The 20,658-nt window shown below is 60.8% G+C and carries 18 protein-coding genes; 16 read left to right on the forward strand and 2 right to left on the reverse strand.

Going from position 1 to position 20,658, the window contains the following annotated elements; translation table 11 throughout:
- Positions 1 to 111 precede the first annotated feature (111 nt).
- The gene (rnr, locus tag ACWGXF_RS07645; RefSeq protein ID WP_202789000.1) at positions 112 to 2,745 is read left to right on the forward strand and encodes a ribonuclease R; all 2,634 of its coding nucleotides are present in this window, start codon (positions 112 to 114) and stop codon (positions 2,743 to 2,745) included.
- Between the two features lie 65 nt (positions 2,746 to 2,810).
- On the opposite strand, the gene ACWGXF_RS07650 is transcribed toward rnr, so the two are convergent.
- Entirely contained in the window at positions 2,811 to 4,406 is a 1,596-nt protein-coding gene (locus ACWGXF_RS07650; protein WP_256630932.1) for an NAD(P)H-hydrate dehydratase, read from the reverse strand.
- Between the two features lie 97 nt (positions 4,407 to 4,503).
- A complete protein-coding gene (locus tag ACWGXF_RS07655; RefSeq protein WP_256630931.1) occupies positions 4,504 to 5,892 on the reverse strand; it encodes an amidase in 1,389 nt (462 codons plus the stop codon).
- 227 nt (positions 5,893 to 6,119) lie between these two features.
- On the opposite strand from ACWGXF_RS07655, the gene rpsB reads away from it, so the two are divergent.
- From rpsB to rnhB, 15 genes are all read left to right on the forward strand, one after another.
- Entirely contained in the window at positions 6,120 to 6,872 is a 753-nt protein-coding gene (gene rpsB / locus ACWGXF_RS07660; protein WP_003067383.1) for a 30S ribosomal protein S2, read from the forward strand.
- A gap of 108 nt (positions 6,873 to 6,980) precedes the next feature.
- The gene (tsf, locus tag ACWGXF_RS07665) at positions 6,981 to 7,874 is read left to right on the forward strand and encodes a translation elongation factor Ts (RefSeq protein WP_012839129.1); all 894 of its coding nucleotides are present in this window, start codon (positions 6,981 to 6,983) and stop codon (positions 7,872 to 7,874) included.
- Between the two features lie 93 nt (positions 7,875 to 7,967).
- Positions 7,968 to 8,690 carry a UMP kinase gene (gene pyrH, locus ACWGXF_RS07670; protein ID WP_003053409.1) on the forward strand — a complete coding sequence of 241 codons (723 nt, stop codon included), beginning with the start codon at positions 7,968 to 7,970 and terminating at the stop codon, positions 8,688 to 8,690.
- Positions 8,691 to 8,727: 37 nt separating this feature from the next.
- Positions 8,728 to 9,288, forward strand: a complete 561-nt coding sequence (frr, locus tag ACWGXF_RS07675; RefSeq protein WP_003067379.1) for a ribosome recycling factor — start codon at positions 8,728 to 8,730, stop codon at positions 9,286 to 9,288.
- Positions 9,289 to 9,311: 23 nt separating this feature from the next.
- Positions 9,312 to 10,049: a polyprenyl diphosphate synthase gene (uppS, locus tag ACWGXF_RS07680; RefSeq protein WP_256630930.1), complete on the forward strand. Its 738-nt coding sequence runs from the start codon at positions 9,312 to 9,314 to the stop codon at positions 10,047 to 10,049.
- 14 nt (positions 10,050 to 10,063) lie between these two features.
- On the forward strand, positions 10,064 to 10,921 hold the full coding sequence (locus ACWGXF_RS07685) for a phosphatidate cytidylyltransferase (protein ID WP_452101824.1): 858 nt from the start codon (positions 10,064 to 10,066) through the stop codon (positions 10,919 to 10,921).
- Positions 10,918 to 12,096: a 1-deoxy-D-xylulose-5-phosphate reductoisomerase gene (ispC, locus tag ACWGXF_RS07690; protein ID WP_256630928.1), complete on the forward strand. Its 1,179-nt coding sequence runs from the start codon at positions 10,918 to 10,920 to the stop codon at positions 12,094 to 12,096. The genes ACWGXF_RS07685 and ispC overlap by 4 nt, the downstream gene beginning before the upstream one ends.
- A gap of 91 nt (positions 12,097 to 12,187) precedes the next feature.
- Positions 12,188 to 13,558 (forward strand): RIP metalloprotease RseP, encoded by a 1,371-nt coding sequence (rseP, locus tag ACWGXF_RS07695; protein WP_256630927.1) that lies wholly within the window; start codon positions 12,188 to 12,190, stop codon positions 13,556 to 13,558.
- A gap of 43 nt (positions 13,559 to 13,601) precedes the next feature.
- On the forward strand, positions 13,602 to 15,917 hold the full coding sequence (gene bamA / locus ACWGXF_RS07700) for an outer membrane protein assembly factor BamA (RefSeq protein ID WP_054075295.1): 2,316 nt from the start codon (positions 13,602 to 13,604) through the stop codon (positions 15,915 to 15,917).
- A complete protein-coding gene (locus ACWGXF_RS07705) occupies positions 15,917 to 16,423 on the forward strand; it encodes an OmpH family outer membrane protein (protein WP_034358744.1) in 507 nt (168 codons plus the stop codon). Before bamA ends, ACWGXF_RS07705 begins: the two co-directional genes overlap by 1 nt.
- A 16-nt stretch (positions 16,424 to 16,439) precedes the next feature.
- Entirely contained in the window at positions 16,440 to 17,441 is a 1,002-nt protein-coding gene (gene lpxD / locus ACWGXF_RS07710; RefSeq protein WP_012839123.1) for a UDP-3-O-(3-hydroxymyristoyl)glucosamine N-acyltransferase, read from the forward strand.
- Positions 17,441 to 17,881 carry a 3-hydroxyacyl-ACP dehydratase FabZ gene (gene fabZ, locus ACWGXF_RS07715; RefSeq protein WP_003053425.1) on the forward strand — a complete coding sequence of 147 codons (441 nt, stop codon included), beginning with the start codon at positions 17,441 to 17,443 and terminating at the stop codon, positions 17,879 to 17,881. Before lpxD ends, fabZ begins: the two co-directional genes overlap by 1 nt.
- 15 nt (positions 17,882 to 17,896) lie before the next feature.
- Positions 17,897 to 18,685 (forward strand): acyl-ACP--UDP-N-acetylglucosamine O-acyltransferase, encoded by a 789-nt coding sequence (gene lpxA / locus ACWGXF_RS07720; RefSeq protein WP_171832531.1) that lies wholly within the window; start codon positions 17,897 to 17,899, stop codon positions 18,683 to 18,685.
- A gap of 50 nt (positions 18,686 to 18,735) precedes the next feature.
- The gene (lpxB, locus tag ACWGXF_RS07725) at positions 18,736 to 19,932 is read left to right on the forward strand and encodes a lipid-A-disaccharide synthase (protein WP_256630926.1); all 1,197 of its coding nucleotides are present in this window, start codon (positions 18,736 to 18,738) and stop codon (positions 19,930 to 19,932) included.
- Positions 19,895 to 20,626 (forward strand): ribonuclease HII, encoded by a 732-nt coding sequence (rnhB, locus tag ACWGXF_RS07730; RefSeq protein WP_034362608.1) that lies wholly within the window; start codon positions 19,895 to 19,897, stop codon positions 20,624 to 20,626. Before lpxB ends, rnhB begins: the two co-directional genes overlap by 38 nt.
- Positions 20,627 to 20,658 lie beyond the last annotated feature (32 nt).

The following is a 20,658-nucleotide window of genomic DNA, read 5'->3' on the forward strand; positions in this document are numbered from 1 at the left end:
AGGAGAGGACTCGAACCTCCACGGAGTTACCCGCTAGTACCTGAAACTAGTGCGTCTACCAATTCCGCCACCTGGGCATCTCAGGAAAGACATAGATTGTATATCAAGAAAATGAACCCTCGCGCAAAAGTTGCCGATATGAACGAAGAAATTTTGGGCACTGTGCAGGGCCACCGCGACGGACACGGCTTTGTCGTCCGTGACGATGGTGAGCGTGACATCTACCTTCCCCCCAATGAAATGCGAGCGGTGCTGCACAAGGACAAGGTCCAGGTGCGTATCGCCCGTCATGACCATCGCGGTCGCCCCGAAGGCCGTGTGGTGGAAATCGTGGAGCGTCCAGACCAGCCCATCATTGGTCGCTTTCTGCAAGAAAGCGGTGTGTGGCTTGTGGCCCCTGAAGACAAGCGCTACGGCCAGGATGTTCTGATTCCTTCCAACGCCACAGGTGCGGCCAAGCCGGGGCAGGTGGTGGTGGTCGAATTGACCGAGGCGCCGGCGCTGTTCGGCCAGCCTGTGGGCCGCATCACCGAAGTGCTGGGTGAGGTGGATGACCCAGGCATGGAAATCGAGATTGCGGTGCGCAAGTATGGCGTGCCGCATATCTTCTCCGACGCCTGTCTCGAGCAAGCCAAGGCGCTGCCCGAAAAAGTCCGACCCGCAGACTACAAGCACCGTATTGATCTGACCGATATTCCTCTGGTCACCATTGACGGCGAAGATGCCCGCGACTTTGACGATGCCGTGTATTGCGAGCCCGCCAAGGTGGGGCGCAGCAAGGGTTGGCGCCTGCTTGTTGCGATTGCCGACGTGAGTCACTATGTGACCACAGGCAGTGCCATTGATGTGGATGCTTACGACCGCGCCACCAGCGTGTACTTCCCGCGCCGAGTGATTCCCATGCTGCCGGAAAAGCTCAGCAACGGGCTGTGCTCCTTGAACCCCGACGTCGATCGGCTGTGCATGGTCTGCGACATGCTGATCACGGCGCAAGGTGAGATTCACGCCTATCAGTTCTACCCGGCAGTAATGCATAGCCATGCGCGCTTCACCTATACCGAGGTGGCTGCAATCCTGGCCAATACGCGTGGCCCAGAAGCAGCCAAGCGCAAGGAGCGCGTGCAGGATTTGCTGAATCTGTATGGCGTCTTCCAGTCCCTGCTCAAGGCTCGTGAGGCGCGCGGTGCCGTGGACTTTGAGACGACCGAGACGCAAATCGTCTGCGACGACAACGGACGCATCGAAAAAATCGTGCCGCGCACTCGCAATGATGCGCACAAGTTGATTGAAGAAGCCATGCTGGCGGCGAATGTCTGCAGCGCAGATTTCATCGACCAAAGCGGGCAGCTTGGCCTGTTCCGCGTGCACGACAAGCCCTCGCTGGAAAAGCAGGAAATTCTGCGCAATTACCTCAAGGCCATGGGTGTGAGCATGAGCATCAGCGAAAACCCTTCGACCAAGGAGTTTCAGCAGATTGCCAATGCCACCAAGGACCGTCCAGACTCGCAGCAGATTCACACCATGCTGCTGCGCTCCATGATGCAGGCTTTCTATACGCCGGAAGGCTCGGGGCACTTCGGTCTGGCCTTTGAGGCCTATACCCACTTCACCAGCCCGATTCGTCGTTATCCAGACTTGCTGGTGCACCGCGTGATCAAGGCTGAGCTGAACGGCACACACTACAAGCTGCCCAGCCTGCCCACGCCGGGTGAAGCCGAAGCCAAGATGGCCAAGCGCCTCTCTTCGCGTGTGGTCGAGCCGGGGCAAAAGCCGCGCAAGCGCTCGGCGGCCAAGGAATTCCAGGCCTGGGAGGCTGCCGGCCTGCACTGCAGTGCCAACGAGCGCCGTGCCGACGAGGCCAGCCGCGATGTGGAGGCCTGGCTCAAATGCAAATACATGCGCGAGCATCTGGGCGAGGAGTTCGCGGGCACGGTTTCCTCGGTCACGACCTTCGGAGTCTTTGTGACGCTGGATGCCATGTATGTGGAAGGGCTGGTGCATATCACCGAGCTGGGCGGCGACTACTTCCGCTTCGACGAAGCCCGGCAGGAGCTGCGTGGCGAGCGCTCGGGCGTTCGCTATGGCATCGGCGCACGAGTGCGGGTGCAGGTCAGTCGCGTGGATCTGGACGGACGTCGCATCGACTTCCGCCTGGTTCGCGATGGCGAGGATGGCTTGGTACAAACACCACGCGGCGGTCGTGGCCAAGCCAAGGATGAGGGGCGTGGCCGTCGCGAGTCGCGTGACGAGCGCAGTGCGGGCGGCTATGCCGACAAGTGGAGTCGTCGCGATGCCAAGGCCAATCGTGCGCAGCGCAATGCTGCTGCGGGCCCTGCTTCTGCACCTGAGCCCGATCGCGCCAAGCAGGGGCGAAAGGCAGCCAAGAAAGCCATGCTGAAAAGCGTGAATCTGGCCGCACTGGAGGCGGAGTACGCACAAGAGCAAGCCGCGCCCAAGCCTGAGCCTGTGATGGAGTCCGTCATCGAGGTGCAGCAAGCCAAGCCTCGCAAGGCGGCAGGCAGGAAAAAGGTTGCAGCCCTGCTTGCGCCTGATGCTCCGGCCATCTCTGTTGTCAAGGCTGCGGTCAAGCCTGAATCAAGGTCGGTCGCAAAGCCCGCAACCAAGGTCTCAACGAAGTCTGTGGCGAAGTCGGCTCCCAAAGCCGTAAAGGCTGCTGCCAAGCCTGCGGCGGGTACCAAGGCTGCGCCGGCAAGCAAAACCAGCAAGCGCAAGACCGAGCGCTGATTGCTCTCCTATCAAGAGCTGAAAGGCCTTGCCCGATAACGGCAAGGCCTTTGTTTTTTTGCAGTTTATTGATTGCCCAGACGCAGAGCCAGTGCACTGGCGCTGAATGGGAGATCTGCTGGCCAGCAATCTGCAATGTGGCCATGGCGGAAGGCTGCCTGAGTCGCTGCCATATCGGCACTTTGACCCTGTGCCCATAGCGCCGCTATCAATCCGGCCAGCACATCGCCCGTGCCGCCCGTGGCCAGGCGGGCATTGCCGCTGGCATTGATCCAGACTTGCTGCTGTGGATTGGCAACGACCGTGCCCGAGCCCTTGAGCAGCACCGTGCACTGAAATTTGCTGGCAAGCTGCAGGCAGGATTGAAGGCGGTTGGCTTGTATTTGAGCAGTGCTGGTCTGCAGCAGGCGCGCGGCCTCCAGCGGGTGGGGGGTCAAGACCGTGGTCTGCTGGCGTGTGGCGCGCTGGCTCAGCTGCTGCGCCAGTGCCGGGCTGGCCGCAACGGCGTTGAGTGCGTCTGCATCCAGTACCAGTTGCGGAGCTTGTGCCAGTATGTGAGGCAACCAGGCCTGCACGGCTTCGCCGCCACCGCAGCCGCAGACCGCAGTGGCCTGGCTCCAGTCCTGCGCGGCGGGCCGGCGCAACATGATTTCCGGCCAGGGCGCAATGCCTTGCGGTGATTGCTCGTCCAGCAAGGCCAGCATGACGCGACCGGCTCCTGCGTGCAGTGCCGCCAGTGCCGCCAGCCAGGCTGCGCCCGTCATCGACAGGCCGCGCATGCCCAGGCCTTCGCCACCGAGCACGGCCACATCGCCAAAGCTGCCTTTGTGACTGGCGTGCGGGCGTGCTCTTGAGGAGGCAAGGCCTGGGTTGCTCAGATGTGCCGTGGGCTGTGCTGCAGCGGCTAGGGTGGGCGAGCTCGGTACGTCAGGAGCACTGGCAATGCCGCAGCCCAGGTCGTCCCACCAGATTTGTCCGCAGGCATCGCGGCCCTGACCGGTGAACAGGCCGGGCTGCAAGGTCAGCAAGGCAAGCGTGTGGCGCCGTTGGTCGGTGGCGATATGGCCGGGTGCGAATTCCCTCAGATATTGACCGGTATCGGCATCGAGGCCTGAGGCAACGTCTACACAGAGTACGTTGCAGGTGCAATGCTGAACCTGGGCCAGCAACTGCAGCAGGCGCTGATCGGCAGCCGAGGTCTTGCCGGAAGTGCGCGGGCTCAGTCCTATGCCCAGCAGTGCATCGACGCACAGGTCTTGTGGTCCCAGATCGAGGGGGGCGTCATCGAGCCACTGCACGCCAGCCTGCAAGGCCTTGTCCCGGGATGTCTGCGCGTCGGACGGAAGTTCGGCAGGTGCGCGCACTTCGCTGACCATGATTCGCGCATGGGGCAGCATGGCCCGGAGCTGAGCTGCCGCCTCAAAGCCGTCGCCGCCGTTGTTGCCCGGGCCGCAGGCAATCCAGATGCTTTGTGCGTGCGGGGCTATTGCCATTGCCAGCCTGGCGATGGCAAGGCCTGCGCGTTCCATCAGCCTGTGAGGCGGCAGGCGCTCGGCGCAAGCCTTCTCAATCTGACGCGTGGCAGTGGTGCTGAACAGCGGCCAGCCTTGACCAGCGGAAGTGGAGGCGGGCGGGGTGTCGGAGGGAGAAATGCGCAGCATGGCCCGAGGATAGCCTCCGGCTGTGCATTTGTGGGTTTTGATGATTTTTGCCTTGTGATTCAATAACCATAAGCGGTTATAGATACAAAAATGGAAGTCAGTCGCGATTGAGTATGGCTTCGATGCCTGCGCTGATATTCAGGATGGCATCGTCGTGCAGGGCGGCATGCCAGATCATCAGGCCCATGGGGAGCTCGTTCGGGTTGTGGCACGGCAGTGACAGGGCGCAGCCGTCCAGCATATTGACCACGCTGGTATTGCGCAGCAGCAGGCCGTTGACGCGGAAAAATTCTTCGTCACGCCTGAGGTCGGCTGCAGCATCGAAGCCGTTGGCCGGAGCGACGGATGCAATCGTGGGTGCCGTGATCGGCGTGGTGGGCGAGAGCAGGGCGTCATAGCCGGCAATGGCGCTCTCCATCTTGGCAATCCAGCGCTTGCGCGCGGCCAGCAGATCCAGATAGTCGGCAGCGCTCATGCTCGCGCCGCGCTCTATGCGCGAGCGCACCCGGGGATCGTAGAGCGCGGCCTTGGCGGGATCCTGCAGATGGCGCCGGTGCCAGGCATAGCTTTCGGTGGGCGAGAAGCCCCCGATGGTGTTGACGCCGTCCAGCTCCTCCAGCTCGGGCAGGTCAATCCACTCGATCTGCGCGCCGCCGGCCTGCAGCTTGGCGATGCTGCGTTCGAAGGCGCTGCGAACGGCGGGCTCGATCTGATCGAAGAAGAGGGGGCGCGGCACTGCCAGGCGCCACTGGCTCAGGCTGCGTTCATCCCTGGCGACTTTGCGCCCGGCCAGAATCTCGTGCAGCAGCACGGCATCGCGCACGCTGCGGGTGATGGCGCAGGCGGTATCCAGTGTGGGTGATAGAGGCACTGTTCCTTCGGTGGGAACCAGTCTGGCCGTGCTTTTGAAGCCAACCAGGCCATTGAGTGCAGCGGGAATGCGGATGGAGCCGCCGGTGTCCGAGCCCAGTGCCGCCCAGGCGGCGCCGCTGGCGACGGAAACAGCAGCGCCTGACGAGGATCCGCCGGGAATACGCGCCGGCCACGTGGGCGCCAGCTGAGGGTTGGCGGGGTGGCGCGCGTCCAGCGCGGCGGGGGTGCCGAAATGCGGGTTCACGCCAACGCCGGAAAAAGCGAACTCGACCATATGGGTGCGGCCGATGATGGCCGCGCCTGCAGCGCGCAGGCGGGCAACGGCCGTGGCGTCTGTGCGGGCGAGGGGCGCATCCTGCAGCACCAGGGAGCTGGCGGCGCTGCGCGTGCCTTGCGTGTCGAACAGGTCCTTGACCGAGATGGCCAGGCCGGCCAGGGGGGTAGTGGATGGCGTTTCTGCAGCCGCCCAGCGTGCCTCGTCAAAAAAAGTCTGGCTGAAAACGTTGGCGCACAAGGGGCTTTGCGCGGCAGCAATGCTCATTTGCATGAGGTTTGCAGCGCTTTGGCGGCCTTCGCGGATCTCAAGAGCGACGTGACTGAGGTCGAGTTGCATGGCAGTGTGCTAAAATTTTGCGGCTTTGCTAAGGGTTAGTCCGTGAGGATTGACTTGAAAAGCTCTGAAAGTGGTTGATGCGATGGCGTTTTTGTGTGTTGCAGCAATTGCTTTTAAGTCGGCAAGGCAAATAGCAAACCGGCCTATTCAAGGTGTTGCGCTCGCTTTTTTCAAGGCGGTTGCAATCGTTGGGCCGGATTTTAGACCCAACCTTTGAGGTAATTAACATGGCAGTAACAATGCGCGAGATGCTGGAAGCCGGCGTCCACTTCGGTCACCAAACTCGTTTCTGGAATCCCAAGATGGCTCCGTTCATCTTCGGTGCCCGCAACAAGATCCACATCATCAACCTGGAAAAGTCCCTGCCGATGTTCCAGGAAGCCCAGAAGTTCGCCAAGCAGCTGACTGCTAACGGCGGCACCATCCTGATGGTGGGTACAAAGCGTCAAGCCCGTGAGCTGGTGGCTGAAGAAGCCAAGCGCGCTGGCGTGCCCTTCGTTGACCAGCGCTGGCTGGGCGGCATGCTGACCAACTTCAAGACCGTCAAGACCTCCATCAAGCGTCTGAAGGACATGAAGGCTCAGCAAGAAGCCGGTCTGGAATCCATGTCCAAGAAGGAACAGCTGATGTTCGTTCGCGAACTGGAAAAGCTGGAAAAGGACATCGGCGGCATTCAGGACATGAACGGTCTGCCCGACGCCATTTTCGTGATCGACGTGGGCTTCCACAAGATCGCTATCGCTGAAGCCAAGAAGCTGGGCATTCCTCTGATCGGCGTGGTTGACACCAACCACAACCCCGATGGCATCGACTACGTGATCCCTGGTAACGACGACTCCGCCAAGGCTGTGCAACTGTACGCCCAAGGCATTGCCGACGCAATCCTGGAAGGCCGTGAAGCTCGTCTGAACGACGTGGTGAAGGCCGCTGCCGGTGAGAACGGCGACGAGTTCGTGGAAGTGGAAGAATCCGCCGCCTAAGCGAAGTCCGGCTGCGCGACCGCATCGCGAGAAAAAGCGGGGCTCTAGGTAGCCCCGTTTTTTTAGCCGGAATCCTGTAACGAATCGAACTGATACTGGAGAAATACGATGGCAATTACTGCAAGCATGGTCGCCGAACTGCGCGCCAAGACCGACGCCCCCATGATGGAATGCAAGAAGGCTCTGACCGAAGCTGATGGCGATATGGCCAAGGCTGAAGAGCTGCTGCGCGTCAAGCTGGGTACCAAGGCTGGCAAGGCCGCTTCCCGCGTGACTGCTGAAGGCGTTGTGGCTGCTTTCATCGACGGCGGCAAGGGCGGCCTGATCGAAGTGAACAGCGAAACCGACTTCGTGTCCAAGAACGACAGCTTCCTGGCCATGGCCAATGCCGCTGCCAAGCTGGTCGCCGAGCACAATCCCGCTGACCTGGACGCTCTGGGCGCTCTGGCCTACGAACAAGACGGCTACGGCCCCACTCTGGAAGACGTGCGCAAGGGTCTGATCGGCAAGATCGGCGAAAACATGTCCTTCCGTCGCTTCAAGGCTTTCAGCGGCGCTGGCCTGGCTGCCTACGTGCACGGCACCCGCATTGGCGTGGTGGTCGAGTTCGACGGCGACGCTTCTGCTGCCAAGGACGTGGCAATGCACGTGGCCGCCATGAAGCCCGTGGCTCTGACTTCCGCTGACGTGCCTGCTGACCTGATCGCCAAGGAACGCGCTGTGGCCGAAGGCAAGGCAGCCGAATCCGGCAAGCCCGCCGACATCGTTTCCAAGATGGTGGAAGGCTCCGTGCAGAAGTACCTGAAGGAAGTGTCCCTGGCTGACCAGGTCTTCGTGAAGGCTGCTGACGGCAAGCAAACCGTGGCTCAGATGCTCAAGGCTGCCAACACCAATGTGAAGGCGTTCACGATGTATGTCGTGGGTGAAGGCATTGAGAAGAAGACTGATGACTTCGCCGCTGAAGTGGCTGCCCAGGTGGCAGCAGCCAAGGCTGGTGCTTAAACCTAAGCCTTAGCAACAATCGCGGCCTAGAGCCGCGATTGATTTATTCCCCTCCCGTTTTCATACTCATTCAACTTCCATCGGAGAAACACCATGTCCAACGCCATTCCAGCCCACAAGCGCATCTTGCTCAAGCTGTCGGGGGAGGCGTTAATGGGAGATGACCAGTTCGGCATCAACCGTGCAACCATCGAGCGCATGGTGGCTGAGATCGTGGAAGTGACCAAGGTGGGTGTGCAGGTTGCCGTGGTGATCGGCGGCGGCAACATCTTCCGCGGCGTGGCAGGTGGCTCGGTCGGCATGGACCGTGCGACTGCCGACTATATGGGCATGCTGGCCACGGTGATGAATGCCCTGGCTCTGGCAGATGCCATGGACAAGCAGGGCCTGACGGCACGCGTGATGTCGGCCATCGGTATCGAGCAGGTGGTCGAGCCCTATGTGCGTCCCAAGGCGCTGCAGTACCTGGAAGAGGGCAAGGTCGTGGTGTTCGCTGCCGGTACGGGCAATCCCTTCTTCACCACCGACACGGCCGCTGCGCTGCGTGGTGCTGAAATCGGCGCCGAAGTCGTGCTCAAGGCCACCAAGGTGGATGGCGTCTACACGGCCGACCCGGTCAAGGATCCTTCGGCCACGCGTTACGACAAGCTGGCTTTCGATGAGGCCATCTCGCGCAATCTGGGCATCATGGATGCCACGGCTTTCGCGCTGTGCCGCGATCAGAAGCTGCCGATTCGCGTGTTCTCCATCGTCAAGCCCGGCGCACTCAAGCGCGTGGTCATGGGTGAAGACGAAGGCACTCTGGTGTACGCTTGAGCGTTTTGCCGCCACATGCCCGCAAAGGAACAAGAACATGACGATCGCTGAAATCAAAAAGAACACCGAAACCAAGATGGGTCAGTCCATCGAGGCTCTGAAGAACAATCTGGCTCGCGTGCGTACCGGCCGGGCGAATCCCGCGCTGCTGGATGCCATCCATGTCGAGTACTACGGCTCCATGGTGCCGCTGTCCCAGGTGGCCAATGTGTCTTTGCTGGATTCCCGCACCATCAGCGTGCAGCCCTGGGAAAAGAACATGGCTGCCAAGGTGGAAAAGGCCATTCGCGAAAGCGATCTGGGTCTGAATCCCGCTTCCATGGGCGACCTGATCCGCGTGCCCATGCCTCCCATGAGCGAAGAGCGCCGCAAGGAAATGACCAAGCTGGCGCGCAACGAAGGCGAGAACGCCAAGATTGCCGTTCGCAACCTGCGTCGCGATGCCAATGAAGGCGTGAAGAAGCTGGTCAAGGACAAGGAAGCCTCTGAAGACGATCAGAAGCGCTCCGAAGCCGAAATCCAGAAGATCACCGACAAGCATATTGCCGAGGTCGATACGCTGGTGGCGGCCAAGGAACAGGACATCATGGCGGTCTGAGTCTTTCCAAAGGACTTGCACTTTTGACATCCAAGAAAAACGGCGCGGTTCCGCGCCATATCGCCATCATCATGGACGGCAACGGACGGTGGGCCAAGCGCCGTCTGCTTCCACGTCTTGCCGGCCACAAGCAGGGAGTGGAGTCCCTGCGCCGCTGCGCTCGCGCCTGCGTCGAGCGTGGTGTGCAGGTGCTCACGGTGTTTGCGTTTTCCTCCGAGAACTGGAACCGGCCTCAGGAAGAGGTCTCGGGCCTCATGAGCCTGCTGGCCAATGCCCTGGCCAAGGAAGTCGCTCAACTCAGCCGCGACGGCGTGCGCCTGTACTTTGTCGGCGACCGCCAGGGGCTGAGCGACAAGGTTCGGGAGGGTCTGGCAGAGGCCGAGCGCATCACCGCTCACAACACGCGTCTGGTTCTCAACGTCTGCTTCAACTACGGTGGCCGCTGGGATATAGCCCAGGCTGCACAGAAGCTGGTGGCACAGGGGCTGGAGCTGACTCCCGAGAATCTGGACAGGGCCATGGCCTTGGCCCATGTGCCGGATCCTGATCTCATGATCCGCACCGGCGGTGAAACTCGCATCAGCAATTTCCTGCTCTGGCAGGCTGCTTATACAGAGCTTTTTTTCAGCAATGCCCTGTGGCCTGATTTCGACGAGGCGGCTCTTGACGAGGCCATTGCCGTGTTTGGCGGTCGTGAGCGCCGCTTCGGCCAGACTTCCGAGCAGATTCAACCATCATCCACCGTCACCTTGACGGTTTAACCATAAGAGGTGCCATGCTCAAGCAGCGCGTCATTACCGCCTTGATTTTGCTGGCCATTTTGTTGCCGGCACTGTTTTATACGGCCAGCACCGTGCCCTTTGCCGCACTGATGCTGTTGTTCATGGCGGCTGGTGCCTGGGAGTGGGGGCGACTCAATGGTTTTGGACAGGCAGGCTCACTGGGCCTGGGGGCTGTTTGTACGGCGCTGTGCGCCGGCTCCTGGTGGGCCGGCTGGGTGGATCAGCCTCTGCCCACGGTGTGGCTGACTGCAGGTTCCCTCTGGGTGCTGGGGGGCGTTTTGCTGCTGCGCGCTGGCGTGGCGGGCTGGCCGCATATTCCGGCAGCAGTGCGTCTGGTCGGCGGCGTGCTGGCATTGTGGCTGGCTTGGCTGGCCGTGGTGCAGGCGCGTAATATCGGCATCAACTTCCTGCTGTCGGTGCTGGTGCTGGTCTGGGTGGCTGATGTCTTTGCCTATTTTGCAGGCCGCACTTTCGGCCTGAAGTTCACCAGGAACAAGCTGGCTCCTTCCATCAGTCCCGGCAAGAGCTGGGAAGGTGTCTGGGGCGGCATGCTGGGGGTGGTTGTGCTGGCTCTGGTCTGGAGCTGGGCAGATCGTCACTACGGCGCCGGTGTTCTCAGTTTCTATTCGGTGCTGCAGTCGCGCGGACTTTGGTTCCTGCTGCTGGCTTCGGTGTTTATGGCTGCGATGAGTGTGGTGGGCGACCTGGTCGAATCCCTCATCAAGCGCAGCGTCGGTGTCAAGGACAGCAGCGGCTTGCTGCCCGGCCATGGTGGTGTCCTGGATCGCATTGATGCCCTCCTGCCCACACTGCCGTTGGCGATGATGCTCTCATCCTTTGTGCATCCATGAAGCAGAAAATCACGGTTCTGGGTTCTACCGGTTCGATCGGAACCAATACCCTGGATGTGGTGGCGCGCCACCCTGAACAATACGAAATCTTCGCGCTGAGCGCAGCCACGCAGGTGGATCTGATGCTCAGGCAATGCGCGCAGTTCAAGCCGCAGTTCGCTGTGATGGCCAGTGCGCCCCATGCTCGTCAACTGGCTGAGGCAATCAAGCAAGACGGGCTTCAAACACAGGTGCTTCAGGAGCGGGATGCGCTTGAAGTGATCGCGTCGCACCCGGATGTGGATGCTGTCATGGGGGCGATTGTCGGTGCGGCCGGACTGGCACCCTGTCTGGCGGCCGCCAGGGCCGGCAAGCGTCTGCTGCTGGCCAACAAGGAGGCCCTGGTGGTGGGCGGCGCGCTGTTCATGGACACCGTCAAGCGCCATGGAGCCACTTTGCTGCCCATCGACAGCGAGCACTCGGCCATCTTCCAGTGCTTGCCCGAAGACAGCAGCACCTGGGCTGATCGCGTTGACTCCTTGCTGTTGACGGCATCGGGCGGACCATTTCGCCAGAGTGATCCGGCGACACTGTCCGAAATCACGCCCGAGCAGGCTTGCTCGCATCCCAATTTTTCCATGGGGCGCAAGATCTCGGTGGACTCGGCCACCATGATGAACAAGGCGCTGGAGGTGATCGAGGCGCGCTGGCTGTTCGATATGGCGCCCGAGAAGATCAAGGTGGTGATCCATCCGCAGCAGATCGTGCACTCCATGGTGCAGTTCAAGGACGCGTCCGTGCTCGCTCAGCTGGGCACGCCCGATATGCGTGTGCCGATTGCCTGCGGTCTGGCCTGGCCCGAGCGCATCGAGAGCGGCGCACCTGTGCTGGATTTCGCCAAGCTGGCGGCGCTGACCTTCGAGGAGGCGGATGCGCGTCGCTTTCCGGGCCTGCATCTGTCCTGGCAGGCGCTGCGCGCGCCCGAGGGTACGACCACGGTGCTCAACGCAGCGAACGAAGTGGCTGTCGCCGCATTCCTGGAGCGTCGCCTGTCGTTTGACCGCATTCATGCCGTCAATCTGCAGACGCTGGAATCCGTGCAACCCGGTGTCGTGGGCAGTCTGGAAGAGTTGATGGCGCTCGATGAGCGAGCGCGCGAGCGTGCGGCTGACATAGTCAGGCTGTGGGCGCGCTGATCTGGCACCGAGTTTGGTGGCTTGAGGGCTTGCGGTTGAACTTGCGGCCTGCTGCACGCTCCAAGCATTGATTGGCATTAAGGGGTTTCAGGTGTTGCTGACGGTTGTGGCTTTCATCGTGGCGCTCGGCGTTCTGATTGCGGTGCATGAGTGGGGCCACTATCGCGTTGCCGTGGCCTGTGGCGTCAAGGTGCTGCGCTACTCCGTGGGCTTTGGCAAGCCGCTGTTGCGCTGGGTCGGCAAGAAGTCGGGTACCGAATATGTGATCGCGGCGCTGCCTCTGGGCGGCTATGTGCGCATGCTTGACGAGCGCGAGGGCGAGGTCAGACCCGAGGAAAAACACCTGGCCTTCAACAATCAGCCCCTGCGCTCACGTGCAGCGATTGTTGCCGCGGGGCCGGCGGCCAATCTGGTGCTGGCAGTGGCGCTGCTGGCAGTGGTCAACTGGGTGGGTACCAACGAGCCGGCGGCCCGGCTTGCGGCTCCTCCAGAAGGCACGTTGCTGCATCAGGCCGGTATTCAAAGCGGCGACTGGGTGCAGCGTGCCTCTGTGGGTGGCAAGGAATGGCAGCCTGTGCGTGCCCTGGGTGATTTGCGCTGGCTGGTGACGACAGCTGCCATTGAAGGTGAAACCTTGCAGCTGGAGGTGGCGGCACAAGAACATGGCGCGGCGCGTGTCGTGCCGCTCGATCTCGCTTCCTTGCAACAAAAGGAACCGGATGCAGCTTTCTTTGACAAGGTCGGGCTGCAGGGTGCCTGGAGTCGTCCGGTCATAGAAGAGGTTGTTGCAGGTGGTCCGGCGGAAAAGGCGGGTCTGCAAAAAGGCGATGTGCTGCTCAGCATCGATGGCCAGGCAGCTCAGGATGGCGCTCAGGCGCGTGCCGCGATTCGTGTCTCGGGTGCATCCGGTCGAGTCGAGCCGCAGGCCTGGGCTGTGGAGCGTGCGGGCCGGCGTCTGAACCTGCGGGTGCAGCCGGAAATAGTACCTGGCAAGGATGGACAAGCTGCAACTGCACGTGTGAACGCCTTTATTGGCAGTCAGCCCGAAATGGTGCTGGTGCGCCATGGCTTTTGGGATGGCTTGAGCGCCGGTGTGCACAAGACCTGGGAGCTGTCCTCCATGACGCTGCGCATGATGGGGCGCATGCTGATCGGTCAGGCCTCGCTCAAGAATATCAGCGGTCCTTTGACGATCGCAGACTATGCAGGCAAGTCCGCCAGCATGGGGCTGGTGCAATACCTGTCGTTCCTCGCGCTGATCAGCATCAGCCTGGGCGTTCTCAACCTGCTACCATTGCCCGTTCTGGATGGTGGGCACCTGATGTATTATCTTTGGGAAGGTTTGACGGGGCGCAGTGTCTCTGATGTCTGGGCTGAAAGACTGCAGCGTGCAGGCGTCGCAGTCATATTGCTGATGATGTCAGTCGCCTTTTTCAACGATATCAACCGGCTCTGGGGCTAATTTTTACCGCTACGGTAGGCCGCATTCGCGGCGATTTCCACTCATGAAAAAACATTTCAATCGCTTGGGCGTGCGCTCTGCAACTGCCCTGGCTGCTATGGTTTTAGCTGCGCAAGCGGCATGGGCATTGGAGCCCTTCAAAGTTCAAGATATCCGCGTCGAGGGTTTGCAGCGAGTGGAGCCCGGTACGGTGTTCGCTTCCATGCCTTTGCGCGTGGGCGATGACTACAACGACGAAAAGGGCGCGGCTGCCATTCGTTCGTTGTTTGCTCTGGGTCTGTTCAAGGACGTGCGTCTCGAAGCCAATGGCAATGTGCTGGTGGTGGTTGTGGAAGAGCGCCCCACCATTGCCGAGGTGAACTTTGCCGGCACCAAGGAGTTCGACAAGGACACTCTGCTCAAGGCCATGCGTGACGTGGGCCTGGCCGATGGCCGCCCTTTCGACAAGGCGCTGGCTGATCGCGCCGAGCAAGAACTCAAGCGCCAGTACATCAACCGCAGTCTGTATGGCGCTGAAGTGGTGACCACGGTGACGCCTATCGAGCGCAACCGAGTGAACCTGACCTTCACCGTCTCCGAAGGTGAGCCGGCCAAGATCAACGAAATCCACATTGTGGGCAACAAGGCCTTCAAGGAATCGACGCTCAAGGACCTGTTCGACCAGGACACAGGCAACTGGATGAGCTGGTACACCAAGTCTGACCGCTACGCTCGCAACAAGCTCAATGCCGATCTGGAGTCGCTGCGCTCCTACTATCTGCAGCGCGGCTATCTGGAGTTCCGTGTGGAGTCCACCCAGGTCGCCATCTCTCCGGACAAGCAAAATATCGGCCTGACCGTGAATATTCACGAAGGCAATCAGTATGTGGTCTCCGGCGTGAAGCTCGAAGGTAACTACCTGGATCGTGACGACGAGTTCAAATCGCTGGTCAAGATCAAGCCAGGTGAGCCCTATAACGCCGACCAGGTTTCCGAGACCATCAAGGCTTTTACCGACTATTACAGCAATTTCGGTTTTGCCTTCGCCAAGGTGGAGGCAGTGCCCGAAGTCGATCGCGCCAACAATCGCGTGGCCATCGTGTTGCAAGCACAGCCTTCGCGTCGCGCCTACATCCGTCGCATCAGCGTCAGCGGCAACAACAAGACCCGCGACGAAGTGATTCGCCGCGAGTTCCGCCAGTTCGAGGCCTCCTGGTATGACGGCCAGAAGATCAAGCTGTCGCGCGACCGTGTGGACCGTCTGGGCTTCTTCACCCAGGTCGATATTGAAACCCAGGAAGTGCCCGGATCCCCCGATCAGGTCGATCTGATGATCAATGTGGTTGAGAAGCCCACAGGCTCGATCCAGCTGGGCGCAGGTTTTTCCAGCGCTGAAAAGGTCTCGCTGTCCTTCGGTATCAAGCAGGAAAACGTGTTCGGCTCGGGCAACTACCTGGGTCTGGATGTCAACACCAGCAAGTACAACCGCACCATGGTGGTGTCGACAACCAATCCGTACTTCACGGATACCGGTATCTCGCGCACCTATGACCTGTACTACCGCACCATCCGTCCCTACTATGACGATGGCGCCTACAAGATCATCACCAAGGGTGCCAGCGTGCGCTTCGGTGTGCCCTTCAGCGAAGTGGACACCATCTTCTTCGGTGCCGGTGTTGAAGGCAATGAGATCAAGCCTGGCACCTATATGCCGGCGGTCTATAACGAGTACTGCGGTGGTCTGCCTGGCCAGAACATAGGCTGCTCCAAGACCGGTATCCCTCTGACTCTGGGATGGTCTCGTGATAACCGCGACAGTGCCCTGGCGCCCAATGCCGGTCGCTATCAGCGTGTGAATCTGGAGGCCTCGTTCATGAGCGATATGCGCTATGCGAAGGCCAACTACCAGATTCAGCAATATATTCCGCTGAACAAGAAGTACACGATTGCCCTGAACGGCGAGCTGGGCTGGGGCAAGGGCCTGGGCGGCAATCCCTATCCCATCTTCAAGAATTTCTACTCGGGTGGTCTGGGTTCGGTGCGTGGCTTCGAGCAAGGCTCTCTGGGGCGTCGTGACTCAGTGAATACCAATCTGGCCTTGGGTGGTACGCGCAAGCTGACCTTGAATGGTGAATTCATGGTCCCGTTCCCAGGTGCCGGTAATGACAGAACACTGCGTCTGTTCGGCTTTGTGGACGTGGGTAATGTGTGGGCGGAAGGTGAAAGCATGGATCTGGGAACCTTGCGTGCTTCCACCGGTATCGGTATTAGTTGGATTTCGCCGCTGGGCCCTCTGCGTTTGGCGTATGCTCAGCCAATCCGTAAGGAAACCGGCGATAGAATCCAGAAACTGCAATTCCAAATCGGAACATCTTTCTAATGAAATCTCTCTCTAGCCATCTTTCTTTGGCTGTGCTGCTTGGCGCCATGGCCGTCTCTGCGCATGCACAGGAATTCAAGGCCGGTTTTGTGAACACGGATCGTATCTTCCGTGAGGCATCCGCCGCCAAGGCTGCCCAAGCCAAGCTTGAGCAGGAGTTTTCTAAGCGTGAAAAGGATTTGGTCGATCAGGGCAATTCCTTGAAGAGCGCCTCGGACAAGTTCGAGCGTGAAGCTACCACCATGTCCGAGAGCCAGCGTGCTTCGCGCCAGCGTCAGCTGGTGGATCAGGACCGTGAATTCCAGCGCAAGCGCCGTGAATTTCAGGAAGACCTGAACGCTCGCAAGAATGAAGAGCTGGCCACCGTGCTGGATCGTGCTAACAAGGTTGTCAAACAAGTGGCCGAGACTGAAAAGTACGACGTCATCCTGCAAGAGGCCGTGTATATCAACCCCAAGTTTGATATCACCGACAAGGTCATCAAGGCCCTGAACGGCACAAAGTAATCCCAAGGATACTTTTGTGAGCGTTCTATTGGGACAGATTCTCGATGCGCTCGGTGGAGAACTGGTAGGTGGCGAGCGCGAGATGCCTATCTCGCGCATCGCTCCACTGGACTCTGCGGGCCACGGTGATCTGAGCTTTTTAAGCAATCCCCGCTATCGCCAGCAACTGGCCGCCTCACAGGCGGCCTGTGTCATTGTGGCGCCGACGATGCGTGATGAAGCAGCGCAGCGTGGCGCCTGCATTGTCACGGCTGATCCTTATGCCTATTTCGCGCGAGCCACCCAGTGGTGGAAGGCGCATCAGCAGGGCGGCAGGCCGCGCGGCATCCATGCGAGTGCGGTGGTGGATGCCACGGCCCAGGTGCATGAAAGTGCCTATGTGGGGCCGCAATGCGTGGTGGAGGCAGGCGCGGTCATCGGTGCCGATACGGTGCTGAAATCGCGCGTCACCATCAGCCAGGGCTGTGTGCTGGGCGAGCGCTGCATTCTGCATCCCGGTGTGGTCATCGGTGCCGACGGCTTCGGCTTCGCGCCCTCGGCGGGCCAATGGGAAAAGATAGAGCAGTTGGGGGCCGTGCGCATCGGCAACGATGTGGAAATCGGTGCCAACACCTGCGTGGATCGTGGGGCACTTGATGACACCGTCATTGAAGATGGCGTCAAGATCGATAATCTGGTGCAGATTGCCCACAATGTGCACATTGGTGCGCATACGGTGATTGCCGGCAATACCGGTATTGCCGGCAGTGCGCGCATCGGCAAGCGCTGCCAGATTGGTGGAGCCGCCAATATTCTGGGGCATTTGACGATTGCGGATGGCACGGTGATTTCGCCGACCTCCATGGTCACTCGCTCCTTGCCCAAGGCAGGTTTTTATACAGGCATCTTTCCGTTGCAAGAGAACGAGCAATGGGAAAAGAACGCTGCAACCTTCAGGCAGTTGTACACGCTCCGGGAGCGGGTCAAGAAGCTTGAACAAGCGCTGGCTGAGGGCCGGCAAAGCAACAACGGAAATTGATGATGGATATTCAAGAAATTCTCAAGCAACTGCCTCACCGCTATCCCTTTCTTCTGGTGGATCGGGTGCTGGAGCTTGAGCGCAACACGCGCATCAAGGCGATCAAGAACGTCACCTTCAACGAGCCGTTCTTCACCGGGCATTTCCCCGGTCGTCCGGTCATGCCCGGCGTGCTGATTCTTGAAGCCCTGGCCCAGGCTGCCGGCCTGCTGGCCTTCGACGCCATGGGCCAGGTGCCCGATGAAAACAATATCTACTACTTCGTGGGTATCGACTCGGCACGCTTCAAGCGCCCCGTGGTGCCGGGAGACCAGCTGGCCCTGGAGATCACCATCGACCGCGTGCGTGGCGGCATCTGGAAGTTCAACGCCGTCGCCAGCGTGGATGGCGAAGTGGCCGCTGAAGCTCAGCTGATGTGCACCATGCGTCACGTGGGATAAGCGTTGATGGCGGCTGTGAGCTTGATTCATCCCACCGCCGTGGTGGACCCGGCGGCCCAGCTTGACACCTCGGTGTCGGTGGGGCCGTATGCCGTCATCGGCCCCAGGGTGCGCATTGGCGCCGGCAGCAAGGTGGGCGCGCATTGCGTGATCGAAGGCGACACCACCATTGGTGAAGGCAACCACATCTTCCAGTTCGCATCGCTGGGTGCGCAGCCCCAGGACAAGAAGTACGCGGGCGAGCCTACACGTCTGGTGATCGGCGACCGCAACACGGTGCGCGAGTTCTGTACCTTCAATACGGGGACCACGCAGGATCGCGGCGAGACGACCATCGGCAATGACAACTGGATCATGGCCTATGTGCATATCGCGCATGACTGCATCATTGGCAACCAGACCACACTGGCGAACAACACCACGCTGGCAGGCCATGTGCATGTCGGCGACTGGGTGACGATTGGTGGCCTGACCGGTGTGCTGCAGCGCATGCGCATAGGTGCACATGCCATGGTGGGCTTTCAGGCCCATGTGAACAAGGATGTGCCGCCCTTCATGACGGTGGATGGCAATCCGCTGGCCGCTCGCAGCGTGAATCTGATCGGTCTCAAGCGTCGTGGCTTCTCGGATGCACGCATTGCCGCCGTGCGTGAAATGCACAAGCTGCTGTACCGCCAGGGGCTGACGCTGGAACATGCCATTGCGGCCATGGATGCGATCAAGTCGGCAACGCCTGAAGCCGTGCAGGACGTGGACTTCATGCAGTCCTTTCTGGCATCGGCAAGCAACGGCATTACACGTTGATAGCGGCTCGCGTTGTCCCTATCTGAGTTTGAGACGTGAATAGCTCTGAAATGACTAATAAGCAGGCGCAAGCTGCTCCAGATTTCATAGCGCCCAGCATTGCCATGGTGGCAGGCGAGGCCTCGGGCGATCTGCTGGCTTCGCTGTTGCTCGACGGTCTGCGTCAGCGCTGGCCCGATGCGAGCTCCATGGGCATAGGCGGCGACAGGATGCAGGAGCGCGGCTTTGACGCCTGGTGGCAGTCAGAACGCCTGGCCGTGCACGGTTACAGCTGGGAAGTGCTGGCGCGAGTGGCCGAGTTGCTCGGTATTCGCAAAAAGCTGCGTCAGCGCCTGATTGCGCATCCGCCCTCGGTCTTCGTCGGTGTGGATGCCCCCGACTTCAACCTGGGGCTGGAGACCGGCTTGCGTGAAGCCGGCATCAAGACCGTGCACTTTGTCTGTCCGTCGATCTGGGCCTGGCGTGCCGATCGCGTGGAGAAAATCCGTCGCGCCGCCGACCATGTGCTGTGCATCTTCCCGTTCGAGCCCGAACTGCTGGCCCAGCATGGCATCGAAGCCACCTACGTCGGTCATCCGCTGGCGCAGGTGATTCCGCTGCACCCCGATAGAGCGGCCGCGCGTGCGCGCCTGGGCCTGGCCGAAGAGGGGCTGGTGCTGGCCTTGCTGCCCGGCAGCCGCCGCTCCGAGGTGCGCTACATTGCCTCAGGCTTTTTCAAGGCGGCGGCGCTGGTCCAGAAGGCGTTGCCTCAGACCCGGATCGTGGTGCCGGCCGTGCCTTCGCTGTACGAAGAGGTGCAGCGCATTGCGGCCGAGGCCGGCATGCAGGGCAAATGCCTCATCGTCAAGGGCCAGTCCCACGATGTGCTGGCAGCCTGCGACTGCACGCTGATTGCCAGCGGCACCGCCACGCTGGAGGCTGCGCTCTACAAGCGCCCCATGGTCATCAGCTACAGCATGCATCCCTGGAGCTGGCGCCTGATGAAGCGCAAACAGCTGCAGCCCTGGGTGGGGCTGCCCAATATTCTGTGCGGCGATTTTGTCGTGCCCGAGCTGCTGCAGGATGCGGCAACACCCGAGGCGCTGGCCCAGGCCGCACTGGGCTGGCTCAGAGCCAGCCAGGATTCTCCTGCCACCATTGAAGCGCTGGTTGAGCGCTTCACCGCGCTACATCACGAACTGCGCCGCGATACCGCCGAACTGGCTGCCCATGCGATCCAAAAAATCATTGCCACCCCCGCTGCTTGAGCAAGGCTGCCTGCCCTGGCATCCGCCCGGGCTGGTTGCCGGGGTGGATGAGGCAGGGCGCGGCCCGCTGGCCGGTCCGGTGGTGGCTGCCGCCGTCATCCTGGACGATCTGAAGCCCATTGCCGGGCTTAATGACTCCAAGAAGCTCACGGCCAACCGCCGCGAGGTGCTCTACGACGAGATCCGTGCCAAGGCGCTGTGCTTTTGCATAGCTCAGGCTTCGGTGCAGGAGATCGACGAGATCAACATTCTCAAGGCCACGCTGCTGGCCATGCGTCGCGCGGTGATGGGCCTGCGTCTCAAGCCCGTGCTGGTGCTGGTGGACGGCAACCAGCTGCCGCAGATCGATGTGCAGGCCGAGGCCATCGTCAAGGGGGACTCGCTGGTGCAGGCCATTTCCGCAGCTTCGATCCTGGCCAAGGTCACGCGTGACCGCTGGTGCGAACGCCTGGATGCCCAGTACCCGCAGTACGGCTTTGCCGGACACAAGGGCTATGGCACGGCCGCGCATCTGCAGGCCTTGCGCGCCCATGGTGCGACGGCAGAGCACAGGCGCTCCTTTGCGCCCGTGGCCCAGGTGCTGCAAGCCGGCCAGGTGTGTGCAGGCGGCATGGCGCAGCCTGTGCTGTGCGAGACCGGGCTATCGGGTGTGACGTCCAGCCTGCTGATGTCGCAGGCATCGCTCTACGTCTGATGCGCGCCTGATCGACATTGTCTGCATTCCCG

The organism is Comamonas sp. HJ-2 (genome assembly GCF_053615495.1).

Coding starts and splice junctions, on each gene's coding strand:
- rnr (WP_202789000.1), top strand. CDS start 112: ATGAACCCTCGCGCAAAAGTTGCCGATATGAACGAAGAAATTTTGGGC.
- ACWGXF_RS07650 (WP_256630932.1), bottom strand. CDS start 4,406: ATGCTGCGCATTTCTCCCTCCGACACCCCGCCCGCCTCCACTTCCGCT.
- ACWGXF_RS07655 (WP_256630931.1), bottom strand. CDS start 5,892: ATGCAACTCGACCTCAGTCACGTCGCTCTTGAGATCCGCGAAGGCCGC.
- rpsB (WP_003067383.1), top strand. CDS start 6,120: ATGGCAGTAACAATGCGCGAGATGCTGGAAGCCGGCGTCCACTTCGGT.
- tsf (WP_012839129.1), top strand. CDS start 6,981: ATGGCAATTACTGCAAGCATGGTCGCCGAACTGCGCGCCAAGACCGAC.
- pyrH (WP_003053409.1), top strand. CDS start 7,968: ATGTCCAACGCCATTCCAGCCCACAAGCGCATCTTGCTCAAGCTGTCG.
- frr (WP_003067379.1), top strand. CDS start 8,728: ATGACGATCGCTGAAATCAAAAAGAACACCGAAACCAAGATGGGTCAG.
- ACWGXF_RS07685 (WP_452101824.1), top strand. CDS start 10,064: ATGCTCAAGCAGCGCGTCATTACCGCCTTGATTTTGCTGGCCATTTTG.
- ispC (WP_256630928.1), top strand. CDS start 10,918: ATGAAGCAGAAAATCACGGTTCTGGGTTCTACCGGTTCGATCGGAACC.
- bamA (WP_054075295.1), top strand. CDS start 13,602: ATGAAAAAACATTTCAATCGCTTGGGCGTGCGCTCTGCAACTGCCCTG.
- ACWGXF_RS07705 (WP_034358744.1), top strand. CDS start 15,917: ATGAAATCTCTCTCTAGCCATCTTTCTTTGGCTGTGCTGCTTGGCGCC.
- fabZ (WP_003053425.1), top strand. CDS start 17,441: ATGATGGATATTCAAGAAATTCTCAAGCAACTGCCTCACCGCTATCCC.
- lpxB (WP_256630926.1), top strand. CDS start 18,736: ATGACTAATAAGCAGGCGCAAGCTGCTCCAGATTTCATAGCGCCCAGC.
- rnhB (WP_034362608.1), top strand. CDS start 19,895: ATGCGATCCAAAAAATCATTGCCACCCCCGCTGCTTGAGCAAGGCTGC.